The 22,745-nt window shown below is 31.0% G+C and carries 21 protein-coding genes; 7 read left to right on the top strand and 14 right to left on the bottom strand.

Annotated features, from left to right (window positions below; all coding sequences use genetic code 11):
* Entirely contained in the window at positions 1–807 is an 807-nt protein-coding gene (locus GQF29_RS11365; RefSeq protein ID WP_008787453.1) for a methyltransferase domain-containing protein, read from the top strand.
* Positions 807–1,712 carry an RluA family pseudouridine synthase gene (locus tag GQF29_RS11360; RefSeq protein WP_008787452.1) on the top strand — a complete coding sequence of 302 codons (906 nt, stop codon included), beginning with the start codon at positions 807–809 and terminating at the stop codon, positions 1,710–1,712. The genes GQF29_RS11365 and GQF29_RS11360 overlap by 1 nt, the downstream gene beginning before the upstream one ends.
* On the opposite strand, the gene GQF29_RS11355 is transcribed toward GQF29_RS11360, so the two are convergent.
* Together GQF29_RS11355 and GQF29_RS11350 are read right to left on the bottom strand one after the other, a co-directional pair.
* Positions 1,702–2,289 carry a C39 family peptidase gene (locus tag GQF29_RS11355; RefSeq protein ID WP_008787451.1) on the bottom strand — a complete coding sequence of 196 codons (588 nt, stop codon included), beginning with the start codon at positions 2,287–2,289 and terminating at the stop codon, positions 1,702–1,704. The genes GQF29_RS11360 and GQF29_RS11355 overlap by 11 nt on opposite strands.
* A gap of 295 nt (positions 2,290–2,584) precedes the next feature.
* A complete protein-coding gene (locus tag GQF29_RS11350) occupies positions 2,585–3,313 on the bottom strand; it encodes an acyl-[acyl-carrier-protein] thioesterase (protein WP_008787450.1) in 729 nt (242 codons plus the stop codon).
* Between the two features lie 124 nt (positions 3,314–3,437).
* Between GQF29_RS11350 and GQF29_RS11345 the strand changes: the two genes are divergently transcribed.
* Positions 3,438–3,926, top strand: coding sequence for a hypothetical protein (locus GQF29_RS11345; RefSeq protein ID WP_008787449.1), 489 nt, complete (start codon positions 3,438–3,440; stop codon positions 3,924–3,926).
* Between the two features lie 20 nt (positions 3,927–3,946).
* On the opposite strand, the gene GQF29_RS11340 is transcribed toward GQF29_RS11345, so the two are convergent.
* From GQF29_RS11340 to GQF29_RS11330, 3 genes are all read right to left on the bottom strand, one after another.
* Positions 3,947–5,680, bottom strand: a complete 1,734-nt coding sequence (locus tag GQF29_RS11340; RefSeq protein WP_008787448.1) for an ABC transporter ATP-binding protein — start codon at positions 5,678–5,680, stop codon at positions 3,947–3,949.
* Positions 5,680–7,374, bottom strand: a complete 1,695-nt coding sequence (locus GQF29_RS11335; RefSeq protein ID WP_428074322.1) for an ABC transporter ATP-binding protein — start codon at positions 7,372–7,374, stop codon at positions 5,680–5,682. The genes GQF29_RS11340 and GQF29_RS11335 overlap by 1 nt, the downstream gene beginning before the upstream one ends.
* A gap of 283 nt (positions 7,375–7,657) precedes the next feature.
* Positions 7,658–8,947, bottom strand: a complete 1,290-nt coding sequence (locus GQF29_RS11330; RefSeq protein ID WP_008787446.1) for a CAP domain-containing protein — start codon at positions 8,945–8,947, stop codon at positions 7,658–7,660.
* Positions 8,948–9,119: 172 nt separating this feature from the next.
* Between GQF29_RS11330 and GQF29_RS11325 the strand changes: the two genes are divergently transcribed.
* The 4 genes from GQF29_RS11325 (at position 9,120) to GQF29_RS11310 (ending at position 11,014) form a co-directional block, all read left to right on the top strand.
* Complete coding sequence (locus tag GQF29_RS11325; protein ID WP_008787445.1) at positions 9,120–9,329, top strand: helix-turn-helix domain-containing protein; 210 nt, start codon at positions 9,120–9,122, stop codon at positions 9,327–9,329.
* Positions 9,330–9,420: 91 nt separating this feature from the next.
* Positions 9,421–10,266 carry a LysR family transcriptional regulator gene (locus GQF29_RS11320; protein ID WP_008787444.1) on the top strand — a complete coding sequence of 282 codons (846 nt, stop codon included), beginning with the start codon at positions 9,421–9,423 and terminating at the stop codon, positions 10,264–10,266.
* A gap of 36 nt (positions 10,267–10,302) precedes the next feature.
* Positions 10,303–10,623, top strand: a complete 321-nt coding sequence (locus GQF29_RS11315) for a hypothetical protein (protein WP_008787443.1) — start codon at positions 10,303–10,305, stop codon at positions 10,621–10,623.
* Positions 10,598–11,014 (top strand): DUF6120 family protein, encoded by a 417-nt coding sequence (locus GQF29_RS11310; RefSeq protein WP_008787442.1) that lies wholly within the window; start codon positions 10,598–10,600, stop codon positions 11,012–11,014. The genes GQF29_RS11315 and GQF29_RS11310 overlap by 26 nt, the downstream gene beginning before the upstream one ends.
* Positions 11,015–11,055: 41 nt before the next feature.
* On the opposite strand, the gene GQF29_RS11305 is transcribed toward GQF29_RS11310, so the two are convergent.
* The 9 genes from GQF29_RS11305 to GQF29_RS11265 all read right to left on the bottom strand — a co-directional run bounded on the left by GQF29_RS11305 (position 11,056) and on the right by GQF29_RS11265 (position 22,684).
* Entirely contained in the window at positions 11,056–11,934 is an 879-nt protein-coding gene (locus GQF29_RS11305; protein WP_008787441.1) for a YitT family protein, read from the bottom strand.
* The gene (prfB, locus tag GQF29_RS11300) at positions 11,927–13,042 is read right to left on the bottom strand and encodes a peptide chain release factor 2 (RefSeq protein WP_008787440.1); all 1,116 of its coding nucleotides are present in this window, start codon (positions 13,040–13,042) and stop codon (positions 11,927–11,929) included. The genes GQF29_RS11305 and prfB overlap by 8 nt, the downstream gene beginning before the upstream one ends.
* The gene (secA, locus tag GQF29_RS11295; protein ID WP_008787439.1) at positions 13,042–15,690 is read right to left on the bottom strand and encodes a preprotein translocase subunit SecA; all 2,649 of its coding nucleotides are present in this window, start codon (positions 15,688–15,690) and stop codon (positions 13,042–13,044) included. Before secA ends, prfB begins: the two co-directional genes overlap by 1 nt.
* Before the next feature lie 125 nt (positions 15,691–15,815).
* On the bottom strand, positions 15,816–16,013 hold the full coding sequence (locus GQF29_RS11290; protein WP_008787438.1) for a cold-shock protein: 198 nt from the start codon (positions 16,011–16,013) through the stop codon (positions 15,816–15,818).
* A gap of 178 nt (positions 16,014–16,191) precedes the next feature.
* On the bottom strand, positions 16,192–16,842 hold the full coding sequence (locus tag GQF29_RS18970; RefSeq protein ID WP_017143909.1) for a ComF family protein: 651 nt from the start codon (positions 16,840–16,842) through the stop codon (positions 16,192–16,194).
* Positions 16,800–17,933 (bottom strand): DEAD/DEAH box helicase, encoded by a 1,134-nt coding sequence (locus GQF29_RS11280; protein ID WP_008787436.1) that lies wholly within the window; start codon positions 17,931–17,933, stop codon positions 16,800–16,802. The genes GQF29_RS18970 and GQF29_RS11280 overlap by 43 nt, the downstream gene beginning before the upstream one ends.
* Positions 17,934–18,235: 302 nt before the next feature.
* Positions 18,236–20,479 carry a glycoside hydrolase family 3 N-terminal domain-containing protein gene (locus GQF29_RS11275; RefSeq protein ID WP_008787435.1) on the bottom strand — a complete coding sequence of 748 codons (2,244 nt, stop codon included), beginning with the start codon at positions 20,477–20,479 and terminating at the stop codon, positions 18,236–18,238.
* 3 nt (positions 20,480–20,482) lie between these two features.
* Positions 20,483–21,292: a MurR/RpiR family transcriptional regulator gene (locus GQF29_RS11270; RefSeq protein WP_017143910.1), complete on the bottom strand. Its 810-nt coding sequence runs from the start codon at positions 21,290–21,292 to the stop codon at positions 20,483–20,485.
* A gap of 75 nt (positions 21,293–21,367) precedes the next feature.
* A complete protein-coding gene (locus tag GQF29_RS11265; RefSeq protein ID WP_008787433.1) occupies positions 21,368–22,684 on the bottom strand; it encodes a PTS sugar transporter subunit IIC in 1,317 nt (438 codons plus the stop codon).
* Between the last annotated feature and the right edge of the window lie 61 nt (positions 22,685–22,745).

Genomic DNA, 22,745 nt, shown 5'->3' with positions numbered 1-22,745 from the left:
ATGCATAAATTAGCTTGTCCGAAGTGTCATCAAACACTTCAATTAGAAGAAAAAACGTATAAATGTAATCAAAATCATTGTTATGATATTGCTAAAAATCAATATATTAATCTCTTATTAAATCCAGATAAATCATGTAATAATCCTGGTGATAATAAAGAAAGTCTGTTATGTCGTAAGAATTACTTAAATCAAGGCTATTATGATGTTATTCTCAATGAAGTTGTTTCTTATATTCGTCATCATTATCAACCTAATATGCATATTTTAGATTTAGGTTGTGGTGAAGGATATTATACTTATCGTATGAAACAAGAATTAGGTGATGATTGCACCTTCTATGGTTTAGATATTTCTAAAGATGGAATTCAAATGGCTACAAAATATACAAAGGATATTTATTGGATTGTTGGTAATTCAAAGAATTTACCTATTCAAGATCATTCACTTGATGTCATCACTGCTTTATTTACTGTTGTAAATGAGTCAGAAATTAAAAGATGTTTAAAAGAGAATGGTTATATGATTCATGTTACAGCAAATAATAAACATTTGGTTGAATTTAAAGAATTGATTTATGATGAAGTGAAAATAAAATCAGATGAACATATTCGTTTACCATTTGAAACCATTAAAAGTTATGACTTTACCAAAAAAATTCATTTAAAGAACCGTGAAGATACATTAAATCTCTTAAAAATGACACCACATTTTTATCATATCAAAAAAGAACGAAGATATGTTTTAGATACTTTAGGTGAATTTGATGTCACAATAGATATACGTATCACTGTATATAAAATCTAATGAATTATAAAGTTCATTACCCATATATTACATTTATTATTCATTCACCTATATCTATTGAAGACTTTTTTCATACATTTCATTTATCTAAAAAAACAATTCATCTTTTAAAACAGAACAAAGATTATACTGTCAACAAAAGATTTGTGTCTTCCTCAACAATATTACTCAAAGGTGATCATTTTAGTGTCAAAGCCTTTCAAGAAAATGATCAGTTATATCCTCCTCAATATGAAGATATAGATATTATCTATGAAGATGAATTTCTCTTGGTTGTCAATAAACCACCTTTTCTAAGTGTCTTTCCAGATAATCTCTCTCATACTGACTCTCTTGCCAATAGAGTGAGTGCTTATTATCAACAATGTGGATATAATATTCCTGTCCGATATATTCATCGATTAGACTATGAAACAACTGGGTTAACACTATTTTGTAAATGTAGTTTTATACAGCCTTTAATGGATTATCAACTGTCTATTAAAGAAATTCAGAGAAAATATTTAGCCATTGTGAAAGGTAAACTTACTGGTTATAAGCAACATTCAATATGTCAACCAATTGGTCGTGACCGACATCATAATCAACGTATGATTGTATCTTCATCTGGTAAAAGAGCTTGTACTTATTATCAGTGTATTGCTACAAATCAAGATTTATCTGTCGTTGAATGTACACTAGATACAGGACGCAAGCATCAGATTAGAGTCCATATGTCAGCAATTGGTCATCCACTATTAGGTGATTGTCTTTATGGCGAAAAATCTCACCTTATGAATAGACAAGCACTTCATGCATTTCAATTGATATTTACTCATCCTATTACAAAAGAAAAGATGACACTCATCTGTCATCCACCAGTTGATATGAAAAATATTATGCATTCTATTGATCCTATTTTATAGGATCTTTTTTCATGCTTACCATCTTATAAACATTATGACAATGGGTATCAAATAATATATCTGCATTTATGATTCTTCTCTCTCCACAATCTGAAAAAATAATATCATATCCATCCTTTGTTTCTATATATCCACTTAAACATACCCAATGCCAATTATCATCTTTTAATTCAGGGGCTCGATGATAAAGAATCAACATACCAATAGGATGACCCTCATCAATGTGCTTTAATACAAAAGACAAAGCATGTTTTGTATCTTTAGATTTCTTTTGATAAACAGGTTGTAAATAAATTCCTTCCTCACCCAAAATATCTACAAAAGTTCTAGCAAATTTATATAAAAAAGGATATCCCATCTGTCCAGGAGTCATATTCTTAAACATACGATTCATAATAGAAAGAAATTGATTTTTTGAAAATGTTTCTTGATGTTGATAATATGCATACATATTACTTGCTAAAACACTAGCACATCCAGCTTTTTGCGCCCATTCATCTTCAAACCAGTCTTGATTACCACCATATCCTATGAGTTTTTCTGAATTATAAATATGGGGAATATGTAACTCTTTCATTATTTTTATCACCTCGTTCTTTTCAAGTATATCCATTATAACAAATTCTTTATCAATATGCTGATATTTTGATTATAATTCATATCTTTGAATATACTCCATTAACATTTCTTATAGTCATTTTGTTATTATTCGAGTAAAATATGAATTTTAACTATATATATTACAAAAAAACTACCTCTCGGTAGTATTTCAATATCTGTATTCTGTTACGGGAAAACGAATACTATTATAGATATTTGGGACAGATACATAATAGCATAATTTTCAAGTAATTTTTTTCAAAATATGAAAACTATCTTTTAGTGAAATAAATTTCTATTGTAAAATAAACATTTCCTTCTTGATCTTTACCTTCTACAATATATCTTTGTTGTTGATGAGCTAAATATAATAAAACATCCTCCAAAGGTCTCACCTCTTTTTTATATTGAATAGACATATCACTAATAAAGTACTCTTTATGAATATTATAATCAATAAGATCCAAAGCCCATTGAATATATCTTGTATTATTCATATGCTGATTTGTATCAACATCACTATAAAGAACCTTTCTGGTTGTTGTATATATCATAGGTATATCAATGTCGATTGTTTTTGGTTCATCTAAATGAATTTCATGTGTAACCTCTGGTACTTGAAGTCCAATTCTTTTTGGTGAAACAATTCTTCTTTTATGTATATCAATCAATGTCCAAATTGATGAACAGTATCCAACTTCCTGATTATCTTTTGTAATGAAATAGTATCTTGGAAAAGATACAAAAGACCCATTATCTATTGTTGTTGATAAATCTATTCTATCTTTATAATAGAGGGGACGATTCAAATGTAATGTTTGCTTTGCAACAACCCACCCATATTGATTCATCATTTCTTCATTCCATAAACCAATCTCTTTTGCACTTCGTGTTGCTATTTCAGAAAATCTATTGAATAAATGATAAAGTTGATATTGTCCCATATAATCAACTTCACAGATTTCTATATTTCTTGTCTCTCTTGTCATAAAATTATTCATATTTTCACTTCCTTGATGTGTATTATATACCAAATTGTCGAAGATTTCACATATTTTCATTTTTTTCTATACGAAATGAAAAAATATATGTATAATAATAACATATGAAAGGAAGTTAAGGATTATGGCTGAAATTTTGTTAAGTATTTTTTCATTTCTATTACTCATCATTATTCTATGGTTCACCTATACAATTGTTAATATTGTTGTAACTATTTTTCGTTGTAAGAAGTTAGATAAATCCCTAAAATTCTGCTTTAATACAACAGGTAAGATATTTTATGGTCTCTTGACAATACTCTATATCGTTGGTTTTATAGGTGGTATTGGCGCAATGGTTTATGGGCTTTTTAATGATAGTTTAACAATTTATAGAAATGGCTTAAATGTTGCTGCATTTATGAGTGTTATATTTGGATATTCTGCTTCAAGTCTTGTTATGATTGGACGAAAGAATATGATGGTTGGAAGAATGATGATTGATTATCGTAAACTTAAAAAAGTTAATTTTACTTACAATAACAAAATGTCTTTTGTATATGCACAAAAAGATTATAGTTTCTCTACACGTTTTATTGATAAAACAGAATTAAGAAAAATTATTTCAAAATAAAAAGCGACATGTCGCTTTTTTTAGTTCTTCAAATCAAACTGACTATAATATAAATGATGATAAAAACCTTTCTTTTCTAACAATTCATGATGCTTACCCTGTTCAATAATATGACCATGGTCCATTACTAATATTTGATCTGCTTTTTGAATTGTTGATAATCGGTGGGCAACAATAAAAGTTGTTCTCCCTTGCATCATTGTATCAAAAGCATCTTGTATTTGCTTCTCAGTACGTGTATCTATCGAAGAAGTTGCTTCATCTAGAATTAACATAGGTGGCTTCATTAACATTATACGTGCAATACACAAAAGTTGCTTTTGTCCCTGTGAAAGATTCCCACCATCTTCACTCACCAATGTATCATAACCATCTTTTAATTGCATAATAAATTTATGAGCATGAGCGCTTTGAGCTGCTTCTACAATTTCTTCTTCAGCCACTTCTCGACCATATGCAATATTTTCTTTAATTGTTCCTGAAAACAACCATGAATCTTGTAAAACCATTCCATAAAGTCCTCTTAAATACTCTCTATCCATCGATTGTGTATTCACACCATCAATCAAAATCTGACCTTTTAAAGGATCATAAAATCTCATCAGTAAATTAATCAACGTTGTTTTTCCACAACCAGTAGGTCCAACAATCGCAACTGTTTGTCCAGGTTGTGCTTCAACATTGAGATTTTCAATAAGAGATTGTCCTTCTTCATATGCAAAAGATAAATTCTGAATTTGAATATGTCCTTTCACCCGTTCAATGGTTTGAGGCTGTAAAACAATATCTTCACTTGATGTATCCAACAGTTTAAATACTCTCGCTGCACTTGCAAAAGCTGTTTGCAATTCAGTAAATACATTTGAAATTTCATTAAATGGTTTCGTGTATTGATTAGCATAACTCAAGAAACTTGATAATGCACCAACGCTCATATTCCCAGCAACGACATACAAAGCACCTGCTAAACAAACACTAGCATAAACAATACTATTCACAACACGTGTACTTGGATTTGCCAATGCTCCCAAAAATTGTGATTTCACTCCACTTAAATATAACCTATGATTTATTTCTTCAAATCTTACCTGATTCTCATCTTCATATCCAAATGCTTTCACAACCTTCTGATTACCTATCATTTCTTCAACATAGCCACTTAACTCTCCTCTTAAAGCCAATTGTTCCTGAAAGAATTTATATGTCTTATTTGCAATAACAGTTGCTACAACAAGAGATAAAGGTGTCAAGATAATAACAATCATAGCAATAGGAACATTGATATATAACATAAATCCTATTGTTCCAACTATTGTAGCAACACCACTAAACAAATGTGTAAATCCTTGTAGTAATCCATCTCCAATTAAATCAATATCATTAATCATACGACTCATTAAATCACCATGAGCATGGGAATCAATATAACGTAATGGTAAGGTAGAATATTTTGAAAAAAGTTGTGTTCTTAAATCCTTTGTAATTGAATAAGTCATCATATTCGATGTTCTTACAACTAACCAATCAAAGATTTCAGCAATCCCAACACTACCTGCAATCAAAATAATCTTCCAAACTAATAAATCAAAGTCAACCAGACCTTTTCCAATAATATGATCAACTGCCTGACCAATGAAAACAGGAATTAAAAGTGTAAATATAATTTGAAGAGCAGAAAACATCAATGCCATAAATAAATACTTGAGATAAGGTTTACAAAAGGAAATGAGTCTTTTCATTGTTTTTATATCCATTATGCTACCTCCTCAGATAATTGTGATTTCGCAATTTCCTGATAAAGACTACACGTCTCTAATAATTCTTGATGATTCCCCATACCAACCAATTCTCCATGACTAAGTACCAATATTTTATCTGCATGCATCAAACTACTTACACGCTGAGATACAATAATAGTCGTACTATCAAGTGTCTTTAATGCTTTTCTTAAAGCCGCATCTGTCGCAAAATCCAAAGCACTTGCGCTATCATCAAGAATCAAAATTTCCGGTTTCTTAACTAAAGCTCTTGCGATTGTTAATCTTTGTCTTTGTCCACCAGACAAATTTTTTCCACCCTGATGGATCATACTATCCAATCCTTCATCTAATTCATCAACAAAAGTAGCTTGAGCAATTCTTAATGCTTCTTTTATTTCACTATCTGAAGCATCCTTTTTTCCCCATTGTATATTTTCTCGAATTGTACCAGTAAACAAAACAGCCTGTTGTGGAACAATTCCAATCATTTCTCTTAATCCCTTTAAAGGATAATCTTGAATCGGATTTCCTTTAATCAGAATTTGTCCTTGTGTAACATCATAAAAGCGTGGAATGAGATGAACTAAAGTTGATTTTCCTGACCCTGTTCCTCCTATAATCCCAATTGTTTCACCTTTTAAAATTTTAAAATTTAAATCTTTCAGTGCTTGTGCCCCCTGATAAGCAAAAGTCACATGATCAAAAGAAATAAGATTTTCCTTTTGAAAATTTGTATTTCCACTCCCATCATGGATATGGGGATGAATCGCTAAAACCTCCTGAATACGCTTATAACTTGCACTTGCCTTATTAAATATAACAATAACATTCGCAAATACAAACATAGACAATAGAATTTGATTCATGTAATTAATTAAAGCTATTATCTCTCCTTGTGTTAAAGAGCCAGCATTGACTCTTATACCACCTATGTAAAGAATAAAAATAATTGCTATATTTACAATAACACTTGTCAAAGGATTTAATAAAGCAGATATCTTTCCAACTTTAATTTGCATATCTTTTTGTTTTTGTGTTGCTTCTTCAAATCTATTTTTTTCTTGAAATTGTTTAGAGAAAGCACGAATAACACGTATACCTGATAAATTTTCACGACAAATTAATGAAACACGATCTAACTGTTTTTGAATACGTATATATAATGGTAACGATTTTGACATAACTAGAAAAATACACAAAGCTAAAAGTGGTGCACTTAATAAGAAAATCAAGGCCATCTGCACATTAATTTGAAATGCCATAATCAATGAACCAATAATTAAAAATGGTGAACGTGACACTAAACGAATAGCCATAGCAACAGCAAGCTGCAATTGATTCACATCATTTGTAATACGTGTAATCAATGATGGTGTTCCAATATCATCAATATTCTCATAATCATACGCATTCATTGCTTTAAACATATCATTACGCAAATATGTTCCAAACCCCTGAGAAGTCTTTGATGCAAAATATTGACATATCAATGCACAACAATAACCTATGATTGCTAATAAGAATAAAACAAACCCCATTTTTAATATATAATTGGAATCATTTTTAGCAATTCCGTTATCAATAATATCAGCCACAACCATTGGAACAATTAATTCAAAGAATGCTTCTGTCATTTTAAATAGAAAACCAATAATCGCTTGAATACGATAAGGTTTTATATATTTCATCCACATATATCCCTACCCCTTTCTTTTTCCATTATAGCCCAATCTTTACTATATGTATAATATATAATACATATATAAACTATATTTTAAATATATGACAAACTTCATATTTTCTTTTCTAACTCTAGTATTATATATGATATATCGTTTTAAACCAATATATTTTTTATCTTTGAAACATCATATAAGCAAAAAACTGTATTTCATTTTCATGAAATACAGTTACTTTTTCATAAGTCTCAAAATAATTAAAAACTATAGCTATATTTATATAACATATCTGTTACTGTTTGACAAAGATAGTTACCCAATAGTTCCCATATTTTGCGACTGCTGCATGCGTATTGTCTGCTAAGATATTTGCTTTATGACCAGCACTGTTCATCCACATATTGACCATTGATGAAGCTAATGGGGTTCCCATTCCAATATTCTCACCAGCACTTTTCCATGAAATTTGAATCATGTCAAAGATATCACCACCATTAGGTCGTGTATGAGAAAATTGTGTAACAATTTCTTTTGCACGAATCTTGGCTGTTTCATACAACGAATCACTCCACTGAAGAGCAGCTAATCCTTGTTTTGCACGCTCTCTATTTTGCAGTTGAAATGCTTCTTTTGCACTCGCTAGATCATAACTTCTATCAGTTTCTCCAGATTCATGTAATGAAGGACTTGAATGGTCTTTCATCTTTGGAGGCTTTACCACTGTCACTTGATTCCCTTGGTTATCTTTTTCAATTGTTTTTGTTGCACCATTTGGTAACGATTCTACTGTTATTTGACATTTTGCCTGAACTCCATTTGCTTCAGCAATAATAGTCGCTGTTCCACTTTTTATAGCAGTTACTCTTCCTTGAGTATTAACCACAACAATTGATGTATCACTAGATTGAAATGTTACCTTTGAATCATTTCCCTTAACTTCTGCTTTCAAAATAAGATTTTCTTCTTCATATAATGTTGCATTGGTTTTATCTAATCGAAGGGTCGGTTCACTAATATTCACCATAATATCTTTGACTTCTTTATTATGGGAAGAATCAGAAGCAGTAACTGTTGTTTGATAAACACCTACTTTTGTATAATCAACTCGAGAATGATCAATGTGTACTGTTGTTTCATCTAAATCTTCTACACTCAATAATGTTTTTAATTCTTCATCTGATGGTTGCTTCCCCTTCATAAATTCAACTTCAGTTATAAAATCTTTAAATACTGGAGCAATTGTATCTTTGACATACAACTGAAGAGTTGCTTTCTCATTTTTATATGACAATATAATTTTATAATTTCCTATAGCAGGATAATCTTTACCATTTTCATATATTATAGCTGAAGTATCCATTTTAATATCTGAAATCATTTCTTTCTTGGTTTGATCAAGATCTAAATAATCAGTTATCTCCATTGATAACAATTCACCATATTCTAATGTTAAAGACTTATTTTTAAGAACTATAGCTTGAGACTTATTTCTTAATATTGTTATTGTTAGAAGAATGATAATAGCCCCCACTATCATTATCCAAATATTCTTTTGACTTATGTCATCACGTTTTAACTTCATTTTATACCTCCTGTTCAATATTTGTATTGAATACTTAAAAAATAACTTTATATTTTCTATGTATTTGTTAAAATATTTTTATTGAACAAATGCATTATACAACATTGTGGATATATACACAATGTTAATAAATTCCATTTTCTTTATAATGGATTAAAAAGGAGTGGTCATGATGATAGATTATAGCCCATTATGGGAAACAATGAAGAAGAAAAATATTTCACAATATCAGTTATTAAAACAAGGTATCGATAATAAAACTTTGAATAGACTAAAAAACAATAAAAACATTACTGTTCTTACACTTTTGAAATTGTGCGAAATTCTTGATTGTACTCCCAATGATATCATTTATACGAAAAATAAAGTTTTATCCGTTTAATCTATAACAATACATAAAAAATGCTTTTTTGAAATGAATTTCATAATTATCACTTTTTGAATATATTTATAAAATATATAGGAGAATCAGCATGGATATCAAACAAATGATTTATTTTAAAACAATAGTTGAAGAAGGAACTATTTCAAAAGCTGCACAAGTATTACATATGGCTCAACCCCCTCTATCTACTCAATTAAAACAATTAGAAGATGAGCTAGGTGTTCAGTTATTAAAACGAGGACACCGTAAAGTTGAACTGACACAAGCTGGTAAACTCTTTTATAAGCGTAGTCTCCAAATATTGACTCTAAGCGAAATGACACTACATGAAATGAAAGAAACCCAAAACGAAATTATAAGAATTGGAATTACCTCGTCAAATTCAGGTCTTATTGAAAAGATTCAGGACTATCTTATCAGAAATAAATTATTATCATTTCGTATTCATGAAGGAACCACATATGAAATGATTGATCTTTTATTAGCTCATAATATTGATGTTGGTCTTGTCAGAACACCTTTTGATCAAAGTCATGTTTTTACAAAACATTATAAGAGTGAACCAATGGTTGCAGTTGGTCATTCTTCCTATCTCAATGAAAATATGCAATATATAAAAGACTATCAGCATTCTCCTCTTATCATTCATCAACGCTATTTAAGCTTAATAACTGATTACTGTCTCAATCAGCATTTTAATCCTTTTATCAAAATGACAAGTGATGATTGTCGAACATCTTTAACATGGGCTTCTTGTGGGCTAGGTATTGCTATTATTCCTCAAAGTGCCCTTTCACTAGTCGATAATAAGTCATTAATAAGCGTGATATTACATGATGAAGAACTGTATACAGATATTGTATTTATTACCAGAAAACAAGATGAAATCGATCAAAAAACACAAGATTTTATTGAACAGTTCTTCCATTCATAAAGAATCTTGTTATAATATATATTAAGGAGTAAGACCATGATACATAATGACCGTTTTTTCAAATTAGAAATGTTAATCTTAGCTATTTTAAATCAAAGAGATTGCACAAGTGAAGAATTGACATCCTTTTTACATTTTCAAAATACATTAAGTATCAAAGAAGGCGTCGTATTAACTTCACTGTTCTTCTTTCTTGAATCACATTTGATTACTCAATACAAAAGAGATAATCATACTTATTATCATATAGAATCTGCTGGAACTGTTAGACTTGATACATTAAAACGTCGTTATCTAGAATTAAAAGAAGTTATTAAGGATATTTTAAACAATGAAAACATTAAAATTTCAAAATAAAGAAACAAAAAAATATTATAAAAAGATTCGTTCTCGTTTTCCTTTATTAGGCAAACAAGAAAAAGCATTTCTTATTTATTTACAAGAAATGCTTCAAGAATTTGAGACTCATCACCCCGATTACAAATGTGATGATTATTATGAACAGTTTGGTATTCCAGAAACGATTATAGCAGCATATTATGAACATATTGAAAGTGAATTCATTATTAACCATATGAAAGTTAGAAAAATAATAAAACGCATAGGGATTTTTCTTATTACTATTTTTCTTTTAACAGCAACATTTATCATTTATACCTATTATCGTGCATTACAGGAAATACAGGAGAGTCAAATCACTTATGAAGAAACGATTATAGAGGATTATGGGGAAGTCGTTGAAGATTAACCATTAAAATAACAGCATTACCAAATAGGTATGCTGTTATTTTATACATGATCTCTTTTCTCTAAATCTATATTAGGTAAAGTAAATCCACGTCCTTTAACACTATGGATTTCACTACCAATAATAAAAGCAGCTGGATCTATTTCCATAACCAAATCATTTATTTTTGCATATTCACGGTTATTTGCAACACAGAGAACAGCTTTTTGTTGATGATGAAAATATCCAGTTGTTACATTTACAAAAGTACACCCTCTATCAATTTCATTAAAAATAGCCTCAGCAATTTTTTCGTGTTCAGCTGAAATAACAAGAACTTGAAGATTCTTTTCTCCCATAACAATCACCTGGTCTAAAACAAATGTCGATACAAAGACAGTAATAATTCCATACAGGATACCTTCAAAACTAGAAAAGAAGACTTGTCCTACTAATATCATAATATCTAAAACATTAATAGCCAAAGCAACTGAAACACCTTTCTTTTTATTCAGGATAATAGGTGGAACATCCATTCCCCCTGTACTGTATCCTAATCGAAAAACAATTCCTAGACCAACACCAGTAAAAATCCCAGCATAAATAGCAGACAATAAAATATCATTTGTAATATGTTGAAATTGGGGAATAGCTTCAAATAAACCTAAGAAAAAAGGAAAGATGAAAGAACTAAGTATAGTCCCAGCAGCGAATTTCTTTCCTAAAACCAAAAAACCAATAATCAACATAACCATGTTGATACCAAATACAATCGTTGCATAGTTAACAGAAACAAACTGTTCAATAATTAAAGATAAACCAGTTGCTCCGCCAACAATTAAATCTGACGGGACAGCAAAAACAGCAACTCCAAATGCTACAACTGCATTTCCTAACACAACCAAAAGACTATCTCTAATCACTCTTTTTAAACTATGCATCTTCATCCTCCTTAACCATTGCCTTTAAATAAGCATAAATACAATCATCCAAATCACCATCTAAAATAGCTTTAGGATTATTGGATTCATACCCACTGCGATTATCCTTAACCATTGAATAAGGATGCAAAACATATGAACGAATTTGACTTCCCCATTCAATTGCCTTTTGTTCACCCTTAATATCACTTAACTTTGAAGCTTGTTCTTCAAGCATGACTTGATATAATTTAGATTTTAACATAATAAGAGCTTGTTCTCTATTTTGTATCTGAGAGCGTTGTGATTGACAAGTCACAACAATATGAGTAGGAATATGTGTAATACGGATAGCTGAATCCGTTTTATTAATATGCTGCCCACCAGCTCCAGAAGCTCGATATGTGTCTATTCTTAAATCATTCTGATCGATTTCAATTTCGATATCATTATCAAATTCTGGCATAACATCTACTGAAGCAAATGATGTATGACGTCTCTTAGAAGAATCAAAAGGAGAAATACGAACAAGACGATGAACACCTTTTTCAGCCTTGAGATGCCCATATGCATTATACCCAATAAATCGTAAAGTAACTGATTTCAATCCAGCCTCTTCACCATCTAAATAATCTAAAACTTCAACTTTAAAATCTTTTTTATCACCATATCTTTGATACATACGCATTAACATAGCTGCCCAGTCTTGAGATTCAGTTCCCCCAGCACCAGGATGAATTTCTACAATTGCATTATGATGATCATATTCACCAGAAAATAATAATGTTTTCTCAAAATCATTAAGATGCTTCTCAAACAACTCATAATCTTGATCCAATGCTTCTTTGAAATCAGTATCCTCTGTTTCTTTTACATAGTCATATGTTTCATCTAAATCATTGAGTGATGATACGAGATCATCATATGTATCTGTTGTTTTTTTCATTTCATTTAATTGATTATATATCTTTTTTGCTTGTTCTTGATTATTCCAAAAGTGTTCATCTAATGTCTGTACAGTTAAACCTTCAATTTCTCTTTTTAAACCCTCAATATCAATAGAAACAAATAATTCATTGAGTAATAAACGGGCTCTTTCAAGCCCATTTTTTACTTCATATAATTCCATTAATCTGCTTTAAACTCCAATTCAATTTGAATTGCTGGAATTTCTTTTTCTTGTTCACTTCCAGGAGCAATTCCCATATGAACAATATTTCTAGTGATATCCTGAGAAATTGATTTTGTCATTTCTTCAAACATATAAAATGCTTCTTCTGTATATTCTTGTAATGGATCTTTTTGAGCATATGCTCTTAAGTAAATACCATTTCTTAATTTTTGCATTGCATCTATATGGTTAATCCATGTATGATCAATAACACCTAATAAAACTCTTCTTTCATAATCAAGCTTAACTTCTGCAGGCAAATCTTTATTAAATCTATTTTGATATTGCATATAAACAACTTCAGATAAACTCTTCGCTACCTTTTGTGGATCGTTTTCAACATTTTCTTTATGATTTGCTTTTAAAGTCGCCAATAACATATAATTCTTAGAAATATAATTTAAAACACCATCAACATCAACAAGATCATGTTTACCATCAGACTTTGTAAAACTACGTACTGTATATTCAACAGATTGTTCAAACATACCTTTAACAATATCACCTAAATCATCTTCAGACATAATATCATCACGTTCTTTATACATAATTTCACGTTGTTGTCTCATCACATCATCATATTGTAACAATTGTTTACGAATATCGAAGTTCTGACCTTCAACACGTTTTTGAGCACCCTCGATTGATTTTGTGACCATCTTACTTTCAATAGCTTCATCTTCTAAGAAGTTACCAGTAAACTGCTGTACTTTCTCATTCGCAAATCTTTGCATTAACTCATCTTCAAATGAAACAAAGAATAATGAGCATCCAGGATCTCCTTGACGTCCAGAACGTCCTCTTAACTGATTATCAATACGTCTAGATTCATGTCTTTCACTACCAATAACCATTAAACCACCAAGATCATAAACACCTTCACCTAATTTGATGTCAGTTCCACGTCCAGCCATGTTTGTAGCAATTGTAACAGCACCCATAACCCCTGCTTTTTCAATAATTAAAGCTTCTTTGGCATGGTTTTTCGCATTTAAAACATTATGTTTAATTCCACGCTTATTAAGCATTCTACTCAGTAATTCAGATGTTTCAACAGAGACTGTTCCTAAAAGAATCGGTTGCCCATAACTATGTCTTCTTTCAACCTCATCACAAATCGCTTTAAATTTTGCTTTTTGATTAGCAAAAACCAAATCAGGTTTATCATCTCTAATAATTGGTTTATTCGTTGGAATTTCAATAACACGCATATTATATATTGTTCTGAATTCTTCTTCTTCTGTTTTTGCAGTTCCAGTCATACCCGCTAACTTATTAAATAAACGGAAAAAATTCTGATAAGTAATAGTTGCTAGAGTGACAGTTTCTTCCTTAATAGGAACTCCTTCTTTAGCTTCAATAGCTTGATGAAGACCGTCACTATATGCACGTCCTGGCATAACACGACCTGTAAATTGATCAATAATCATAATACTTGCATTACGAATATCATGGCTTCCATCTTCTGTTGCAATCATATATTCAACATCACGTTGCATTGTATAATTGGCTTTTAATGCCTGATTAATATGATGAACTAACGCTGTATGTTCAGGATCATATAAGTTATTAATTTTAAATCCCTTTTCTGCTTTTTCAATCCCACTAGATGTTAATGAAACAGTTTTACTTTCAATATCTACTTCATAATCTTTTTCAACAATCAAAGACTTTACAAATTTATCTGCTTGAACATATAAAGCTGCTGTATTTTTCTTACCACCAGAAATAATTAATGGTGTTCTTGATTCATCGACTAAAATAGAGTCAACTTCATCAACCAAAGCATAATTTAATGGTCTTAAAACTTTATCTTCTAATCTTGTGACCATATTATCTCTTAAATAATCAAATCCAAGTTCAGCATTTGTTGTATAAGTGACATCACAAGCATGTTGAGCTCTTTTTTCTTCCTTAGTTAATTCACGCATATTTAAGCCAACTGTTAGACCTAAAAATTCTAAAACTTTCCCATTGTCAGTTTTATCACGACCAGCTAAATAATCATTAACAGTAACAACATGCACACCTTTACCATCTAATGCATTTAAATAGACAGGAAAAATAGAAGTTAAAGTTTTTCCTTCACCGGTTTTCATCTCAGCAATATCACCATTGTGCAAAGAAATAGCTCCCATAATTTGAACCTTAAATGCTTTTAAACCTAATTTTCTAAAAGCAGCTTCTCTTACAGTTGCAAAAGCTTCAATCAAGATATCATCTAGACTCTCACCAGCATTGATTCTTTCTCTAAAAATATCAGTTTGATGAGCAAGTTCCTCATCACTCATTGCTTGATAAGTCGCTTCTAAACCTAAAACCTGTTCAGCTTGCTTTTCTAGTTTTTTTAATATTTTATTATCCTGTGAAAAAGCTCCTTTAATTGAACCAAATAATCCCTTTTTCTGTTTTTGTGGTGTTGTATTAAATTCAATAGGTTGTGCAGGTTTTTTTACAACATCTTCAAAAGTTTCTATTTGAATATCTTCACCTAAATCATCATTTAAATCAACAACTTCTACATCAGGGTTTAACCCTAATTCTTCTAGTTCTTTTGCTTCCTTTTTCTTAATCTGTTTTCTTATTTCTTGCTTTTTACTTGCCATGAATAAATCTCCTTTCATGCATACTAAAACATTTTCATTATAGCATATAATTTTATCAAAAAAAAGCATTATCCTAATACTTGGAATCATTCTCAAAAGAAAAATAGCACATCATGTGCTATCCTCTAAACCTTTACAACATTCTTTGCTTGCAATCCACGATCACTTTGATAAAGTTCAAACTCTACCACTTCACCTTCATTTAAAGATTTATATCCATCTTGAACAATTTGACTATAATGAACAAAGACATCTTTGCCTTCTCCTCTATCAATGAATCCAAATCCCTTTTCAGCGTTAAACCATTTTACTTTACCTTGCATAATAACAACTCCTTTACTTCATGGTCACTCACATTATATGTTCTTCTTATTAAATAATTCCTCAAAACATGTCGACCATTTTCCAAAATATAGATTTTTTATAGGTAGACTATAAGCATTTTGTCTATTCTTGTTTATTTCCTTGGAAATATGTCAAAGGAGAGACTGAATCTCTCCTTTAGCAAACCTCAATTCTTCCTATATTCTTGGTTGAAAGAGCCAACAATTCAACTGACTGTGGTTCTTGTGCCAAGACAAGCAATAAACAACTATGAAGTGTTGATCCTGATGTTATAACATCATCTAGAATCAAAACTTTTTTTCCTTTTAACTTTTCTCCATCTCTTATATCAATTCTTCTAGCTACTCTTTTTCTTTCTTGATACGACAAATCACTTTGCTTATACTTTTCTTTCTTATAAAGACCATTAAAGATTTGACTAGAGAAAGTTTGGGCAATTGTTTCTACTGGTGCAAATCCTCTAAGTTCATTATCTTCTTGTGAACTGGGGGCCACAACGATTATATAATCTTTATATTGATTATCAAATTCACTTTGAAACAAGCATAAAAAAGCATCTTTCAAAGCATGGTCATATAAACCTTTGTATTGAAATAATAAAGATTGAAAAAAATCATTATAAGTATAGAGAATCGTCAAAGGGTAATGATAGAAATCAATGCAAGTTTGAATAACATCGAATTTTTGAAGACAATGTTGGCATAACGGAATTCTTTTTACCAAATGAGCAAAAGAAATATCTTTAAGGAGTGGTGTTAAACAGATTAAACATTCATCTGATTGAGCCGTCGGATTGTCTTTATGCACTGTGTAATTCCTTTTGTCCTTTCACTTGTTAAAATATAAACCTTTCCTGTAGGAAAATCCGGTTTTCTACCAACACGTCCCGCTATTTGAATAAGTGTTCGTTCATCAAACAAAACATGTTCTCCGTGATAAACAATGACTTGAACATCTTCAACTGTCATTCCTCTTTCTAATAAAGTCGTTGATACAATAACTTGAATTTTTCCCTCTTTTAATTCCTGTATTGTCTTTTGATTATGAGGATGATGAGAAGAGACACCTTCTATATCAACAATTGATCTCAGCGTATGAACAAGCTGATAGACAATAGCCACAGTTGGTACATAAACAATAATCTTCTTATGCATAAATAAAATAAGCAAGACAAGAATCAGTTTTTGTAAAAAGCTAGGAGAAAGTATCATTTGCGGGACTGGCAAGTCATATCCATGATATCGTCTATTCATGAATAATAACTCTTCGCCTTGAATATCCTCAGATGCAAAAGTTGCACTCAATTTAATATAATTCCCCAAACAACACCTTGTAAAAATTTCATTGAGAACCCTATTCTGATAAAAAGGGAAAGCATCAACTTCATCAGCAATCATCAAATCAAAACCTATATCATTCTCAAATTTATACAACTGATGCATTGTACAAATTATAAATTGAGCATCAAGATTTTGTTGATACCCACCATAAAGCACACCAATGACAGTATGACTAAATGACTGGCAAATGCGTTCATAAAGTTCTTTCACCAACTCCTTTCTTGGTATACAGAAACAAACACGCTGGCCTTGAGACAAGGCATAGCAAATGACTTCATAAACAATTTCTGTTTTTCCAGAACCACAAACTGCCAAAACCAAAGAGTTTTTCTTTTGCTGATAATTCTCAACTAATTTTTGTGAAATCTTTTTTTGTTGTCGTGAAAGTTCAAAATCTAATTGATAATGATGATAAATCAAAGGATATTGAATCTTCTTTGTAAACCTCTCCTGTTTAACATAAACACGATGAAATGATATACATTCTCGACAATAGTATTGACCATTAACTTTATATAAGTGTTGAAGATTTGTATTATGGCATCTTGGACATTGCATTTCTATCACCCATATCCATCATATCATGAAACTCTTATGAGTGGGTCTCAATCTGTTACTCAATTTGACACATAAAATTCTCATCTTTTCTTCACTATCGCAAGATGAATGACTCCTAGAATAAACACTTCAATATGGAGAAATCATTATCTAATGAGACTTATTTATAAAAATCAAGAAAAAAATTTGAGAAAGACGATTTTTAAACAGAATTATCTCAACACTTACGCTATTCTTAAACTATTTTTACATATCTAGATAGAAAAAACTATGGAATCAATTGAATCCCATAGTTTTCCATTCTATTTTAAAATAGTTAATTTTCGAGTTATAAACTGTTCTGAATGACTGGCTATTAAAATATCTACAGTTCCACTTTCAATCAAATGATTCATTTGATAATCCCATATTTTAAAAGTTTCACTATCAAGATGAATGACAAGACTACAACAGCTTTTTGCTTCTATATATATTTTTTGGAATGCTTTTAACTCTTTGTATCTTCTTGTGATTGTAGATTCATTATCAATTATATAAATTTGAACAATTTCATACCCATCTCTTTGACTCACATTCTCAACATCCAAAGAAATATCTATTCCTTTTTCTTCTAAATCCTGAATTGTTATTTCAGTTTGTGAAAGTTGGATATGGTGATATTGAAATTGACTATAACTCAAACCATAACCAAATGGATATAATGGTTTCCCTGACATATCTATGTACTCTTCTTTTGCCCCTGAATACTTCCCATTATAATAACAAGGCAATTGCATAGATGACTGAGGAATTGACATTGACAATCTTCCACTTGGATTATGATCACCAAAAATTGTTTGAGCTATAGCTAACCCACCTAAATTACCTGGGTACCACGCCGCAAGCACAGCTCGACTGTCATTAACAATATTCCCAATAGAATGTGGTCTTCCTTGAATTAAAACTGTAACAATTTGTTGATTGACCTGTTTTATCTTTCTCAACAATTCAACTTGTAAGCCTTCCAAATCCAATGATGCTTTATCAACATTTTCCCCACAATTCATTTCGTTTTTATCATAACTTGTTGTCACTGCTCCATTACTTTCAAAATCCATTTTAAAATGACGTGCACTAGAGCCCCCTAATGCCATGATGACAACATCACTCTGACTTGCAAGTTCAACAGCTTCTGCTAAATCTGCTTTTGAACAATCACGAATATGGCATCCTAAAGCATAATTGACTTGGACTTCCTCTCCAAGAACTTGTTGAATCCCCTGATAAAGAGTCGTAACATCTTCCGCTTTTTGAAATGATGTATAATCACCTAACATATTCATGACATTGTGAGCATTTGGTCCTATGACAGCAATACTTTTGATGTCTTTTCTTAATGGTAAAATACCATCATTCTTTAAAAGAACTTGACATTCTTGAGCAGCTTTTAAAGCCAGCTCCTTTTCTCTAGATGGATAAACCGTGACTTGCCTTTCTTCAAAAAGTCCTAATTCAAATTTTAACTTAAGAATTCTTTTGACACTTCTATCAAGAACTTTCTCATCTAAATAGCCCTGTCTCACAGCATCACCTAATAACGGATAAACATGATCCCATAAACTTAAATCAACACCTGCTTTTAAAGCAGTGGCTGCCATCAACGGTATGTCAGAATTCATAATACTGAGTCGATCTAATGCACAACCATCTGCCATAACAATACCATTAAATCCATACTCTCCTCTTAGCAGTTGTGTCAGAAGTGCTTGATTCACATGACAGGGAATCCCATCAATCTCATTATACGCCGCCATAACACCTTTGGCTCCACTTAAAACCCCAGCTTTGACTGGTGGTAAGAACACTTCACGCAATTCACGTTGTCCAATAGAGGCAGCTCCAGAATTATGTCCACCTTCACAAGCACCTTGGGCGCAAAGATGTTTTAAAATAACACCAACACCATTCCTATCATTCAACTGAAAACCTTTGACAGCTGCTTTCGTCATTTCACTTGTTAAATAACTATCTTCACTAAAGCACTCTTCACTTCTTCCCCAACGTGGATCACGCATCACATCTAATCCTGTAAATAAGGCAAGATTCCCACCCTTAGATGCAAGTTCACAACTCACTTCCTGACAGATCTCTTTTAATAAATCAGGATTCCATGTCATTCCCATAGAAATATTAGCTGGATACATCATGCTGTGTAATCCCTGATGTCCATGTACACATTCCTCAGTTATTAAGGCAGGAATTTTGAGCCTTGTTTCTGTTTTTAAATAATTTTGAATCATTTCAATAACTTGTAAACTCTCTTCTTTTTTAACGCCATTGACTTCATTCATTCCTGACCATGCATCAGCTCGTAAGATACCATAAATAGCTCCAACGCCACCAAATTTTTGAACATGATCTTTAAAAAGCTGTGTCAATTCATAATCTCCATCCTTATTTTTACAGAAACACTGCCATCCATAAAGATGCTGATTTAATTGTCCAACCTTTTCATCTAATGTCATCATAGATATCAGTTCATCTATTTTATCAATTGATATAGACATTCACTATTCTCCTCTAATATAATATGAAACTTTATAGTTCATATCTTCGATTTTTTCTTTATCTAATTCATGTAACTTTTCAAAAAGCATTTCTAAAATAATGAATTGTGACATTTCAGTTACCAAAGTACTGCCTTCTCTCCCCATCTCTTTTCCAGCAGTCAAAAGAACAATATCTCCTAATCTTGCTAATGAAGATTCTTCATGATTGGTTATAGCAATAACTTTTGCACCATTTCTTTTAGCCAAATCAATAGACTCAATAGTCGATGAATTTTCACCAGATATACTTAATCCCAAAGCAACATCTTCACTACCCATAACATTCGCTGCAAGAACCTGCAAATATTTATCATCAGCAACAATACATTTATAACCAAAGGAAGTTAAACGCATTTGTACCGCCTTAGCAGTCAAACCAGAAAAACCACTTCCAAAAACATAAATCGTTTGACTATGAATAATTATTTGAGCAGTCTCAGTTAATTTGTTGTCATCAAGTAATTGTGTAGTTTCCTGCACCATTGTATGAATATTTCCTAATGTTTTGTTTTGATGTCCAGTGTTTTGTTGACCATCCTTTTCAATTTGTAGGATTGCTTGTTGCTTAAACTCATAATATCCCGAAAATCCAAGATGTTTACAAAATCTTAAAATAGTTGTTTCACCAACTTCGCATTGACTCGCTAAATCACCAATACTCAAATAAATAATTTGATGAAAATGTTCATTCACATATAGTGCAACTCTCTTTTCAGATTTAGTTAAATCAGGAAACAAACTTTTAATCTTTATAATAATTTCATTATTCATTATTTTCACCTACTTTTCATAAAGAAACAAATTGTATCATTTCATCAAAATATCCTTCAAGACATTCTCTTTAATTTATTCTTGATTTTCACTCAACATATTTTCATCTACCTTATTACTCACCTTTACAAATGGAATATAAATCATAACATCTAAAGCCAATAAGGCTAATGATAAGAAAGCTGCCATAAAATCTCCACCTGTAGCAAAAAATGCATAAAATCCTGGTGGCGTAATCCATGGAACTTGAGCAACAACTTTACCCACTAAATTCATATTTGTTAAAATATAAGCAATAACTAAATTAATTGATGGAACAAGAATTGCTGGAATCATAAAAATAGGATTCATGACAACAGGTAGCCCAAACATAATAGGTTCTGATATATTGAATAAAGAAGGAACAAGTCCTAACTTGGCAACTGTTTTATGATCTTTACGTTTTGATACAATAAAGATTGCAATCACTAAGGCAAGAATACATCCTCCCCCACCAATTAATCCATACATATTCATAAATGGTTCTGTTACAATATTAGGAATCGAATTTCCAGCACCACTGGCAGCAATATTCTGTGTTAATGCATCTAACATTGGAGCACTTCTAATTGGTGAAAGAATTGATGATCCATGAATACCAAATACCCATAACAAATCAGATATAAATTGTAAGAAAATTAATCCAGGTGATGATAAAACAAAATTGCTCAAGGGTTTAGAAATCATTGCAGCTATTAAATCTGGAACTGTGACTCCCCATATTTGATCTAGTCCAAATACAACAATTGCAAAAATAGTAATTGTTATTAATTCAGGAATTAAAGCATTAAATGATTTTTCAATAGCTGGTGGAACATTTTCTGGCATCTTAATTCTTAAACATTGAATAGATGCAAATCTCACAAAAATTTCTGTTCCTATTAATGCAGTTAATAATGAATAAATTAATCCACTACTAGATGTTAATTCTTGTGCAAACATTCCAGAGATAATGGCAGGATCTTTTAATCCTTCAACAACAACTGATTGAGTTACTGGCATTAACATAAACATTAAAGCAACTGCAAGACCGCCCGCATGTATTTTGGTAAAACCAGAATTAGCAAGTTCAGGTTTCACTCTTAAATAATAGTCAGCTAAATTATTAGCAGTTGTAAAAGCAATAAGGATAGATAAAACCCCAAGTGTCCCTTGATTAACAACTGTTGCAATCCCTGAAAACATATCAGTATTAAAAAAATTAGTCCCCAATGCATTTAACAAAACAAATAAAGATGCACCCATAACTAATGGCATCGATATAATAAAACTATCTTTTACCGCACTTAAATGACGTTGTTGTGAAAGTTTTGTAGCAATTGGTAAAAGCTTATTTGCAATTTTCTCTAACATACATTTTCTCCTCAAATTATTTTTTGTACGTCCTAGGTTACGATACATTTATAAAATAGCA

The sequence above is a fragment of the Coprobacillus cateniformis genome, assembly GCF_009767585.1.
Classification (GTDB): domain Bacteria; phylum Bacillota_I; class Bacilli_A; order Erysipelotrichales; family Coprobacillaceae; genus Coprobacillus; species Coprobacillus cateniformis.
Note: the sequence above shows the minus strand (reverse complement) of the source record. Positions and strands in the feature narration are given on the sequence as shown.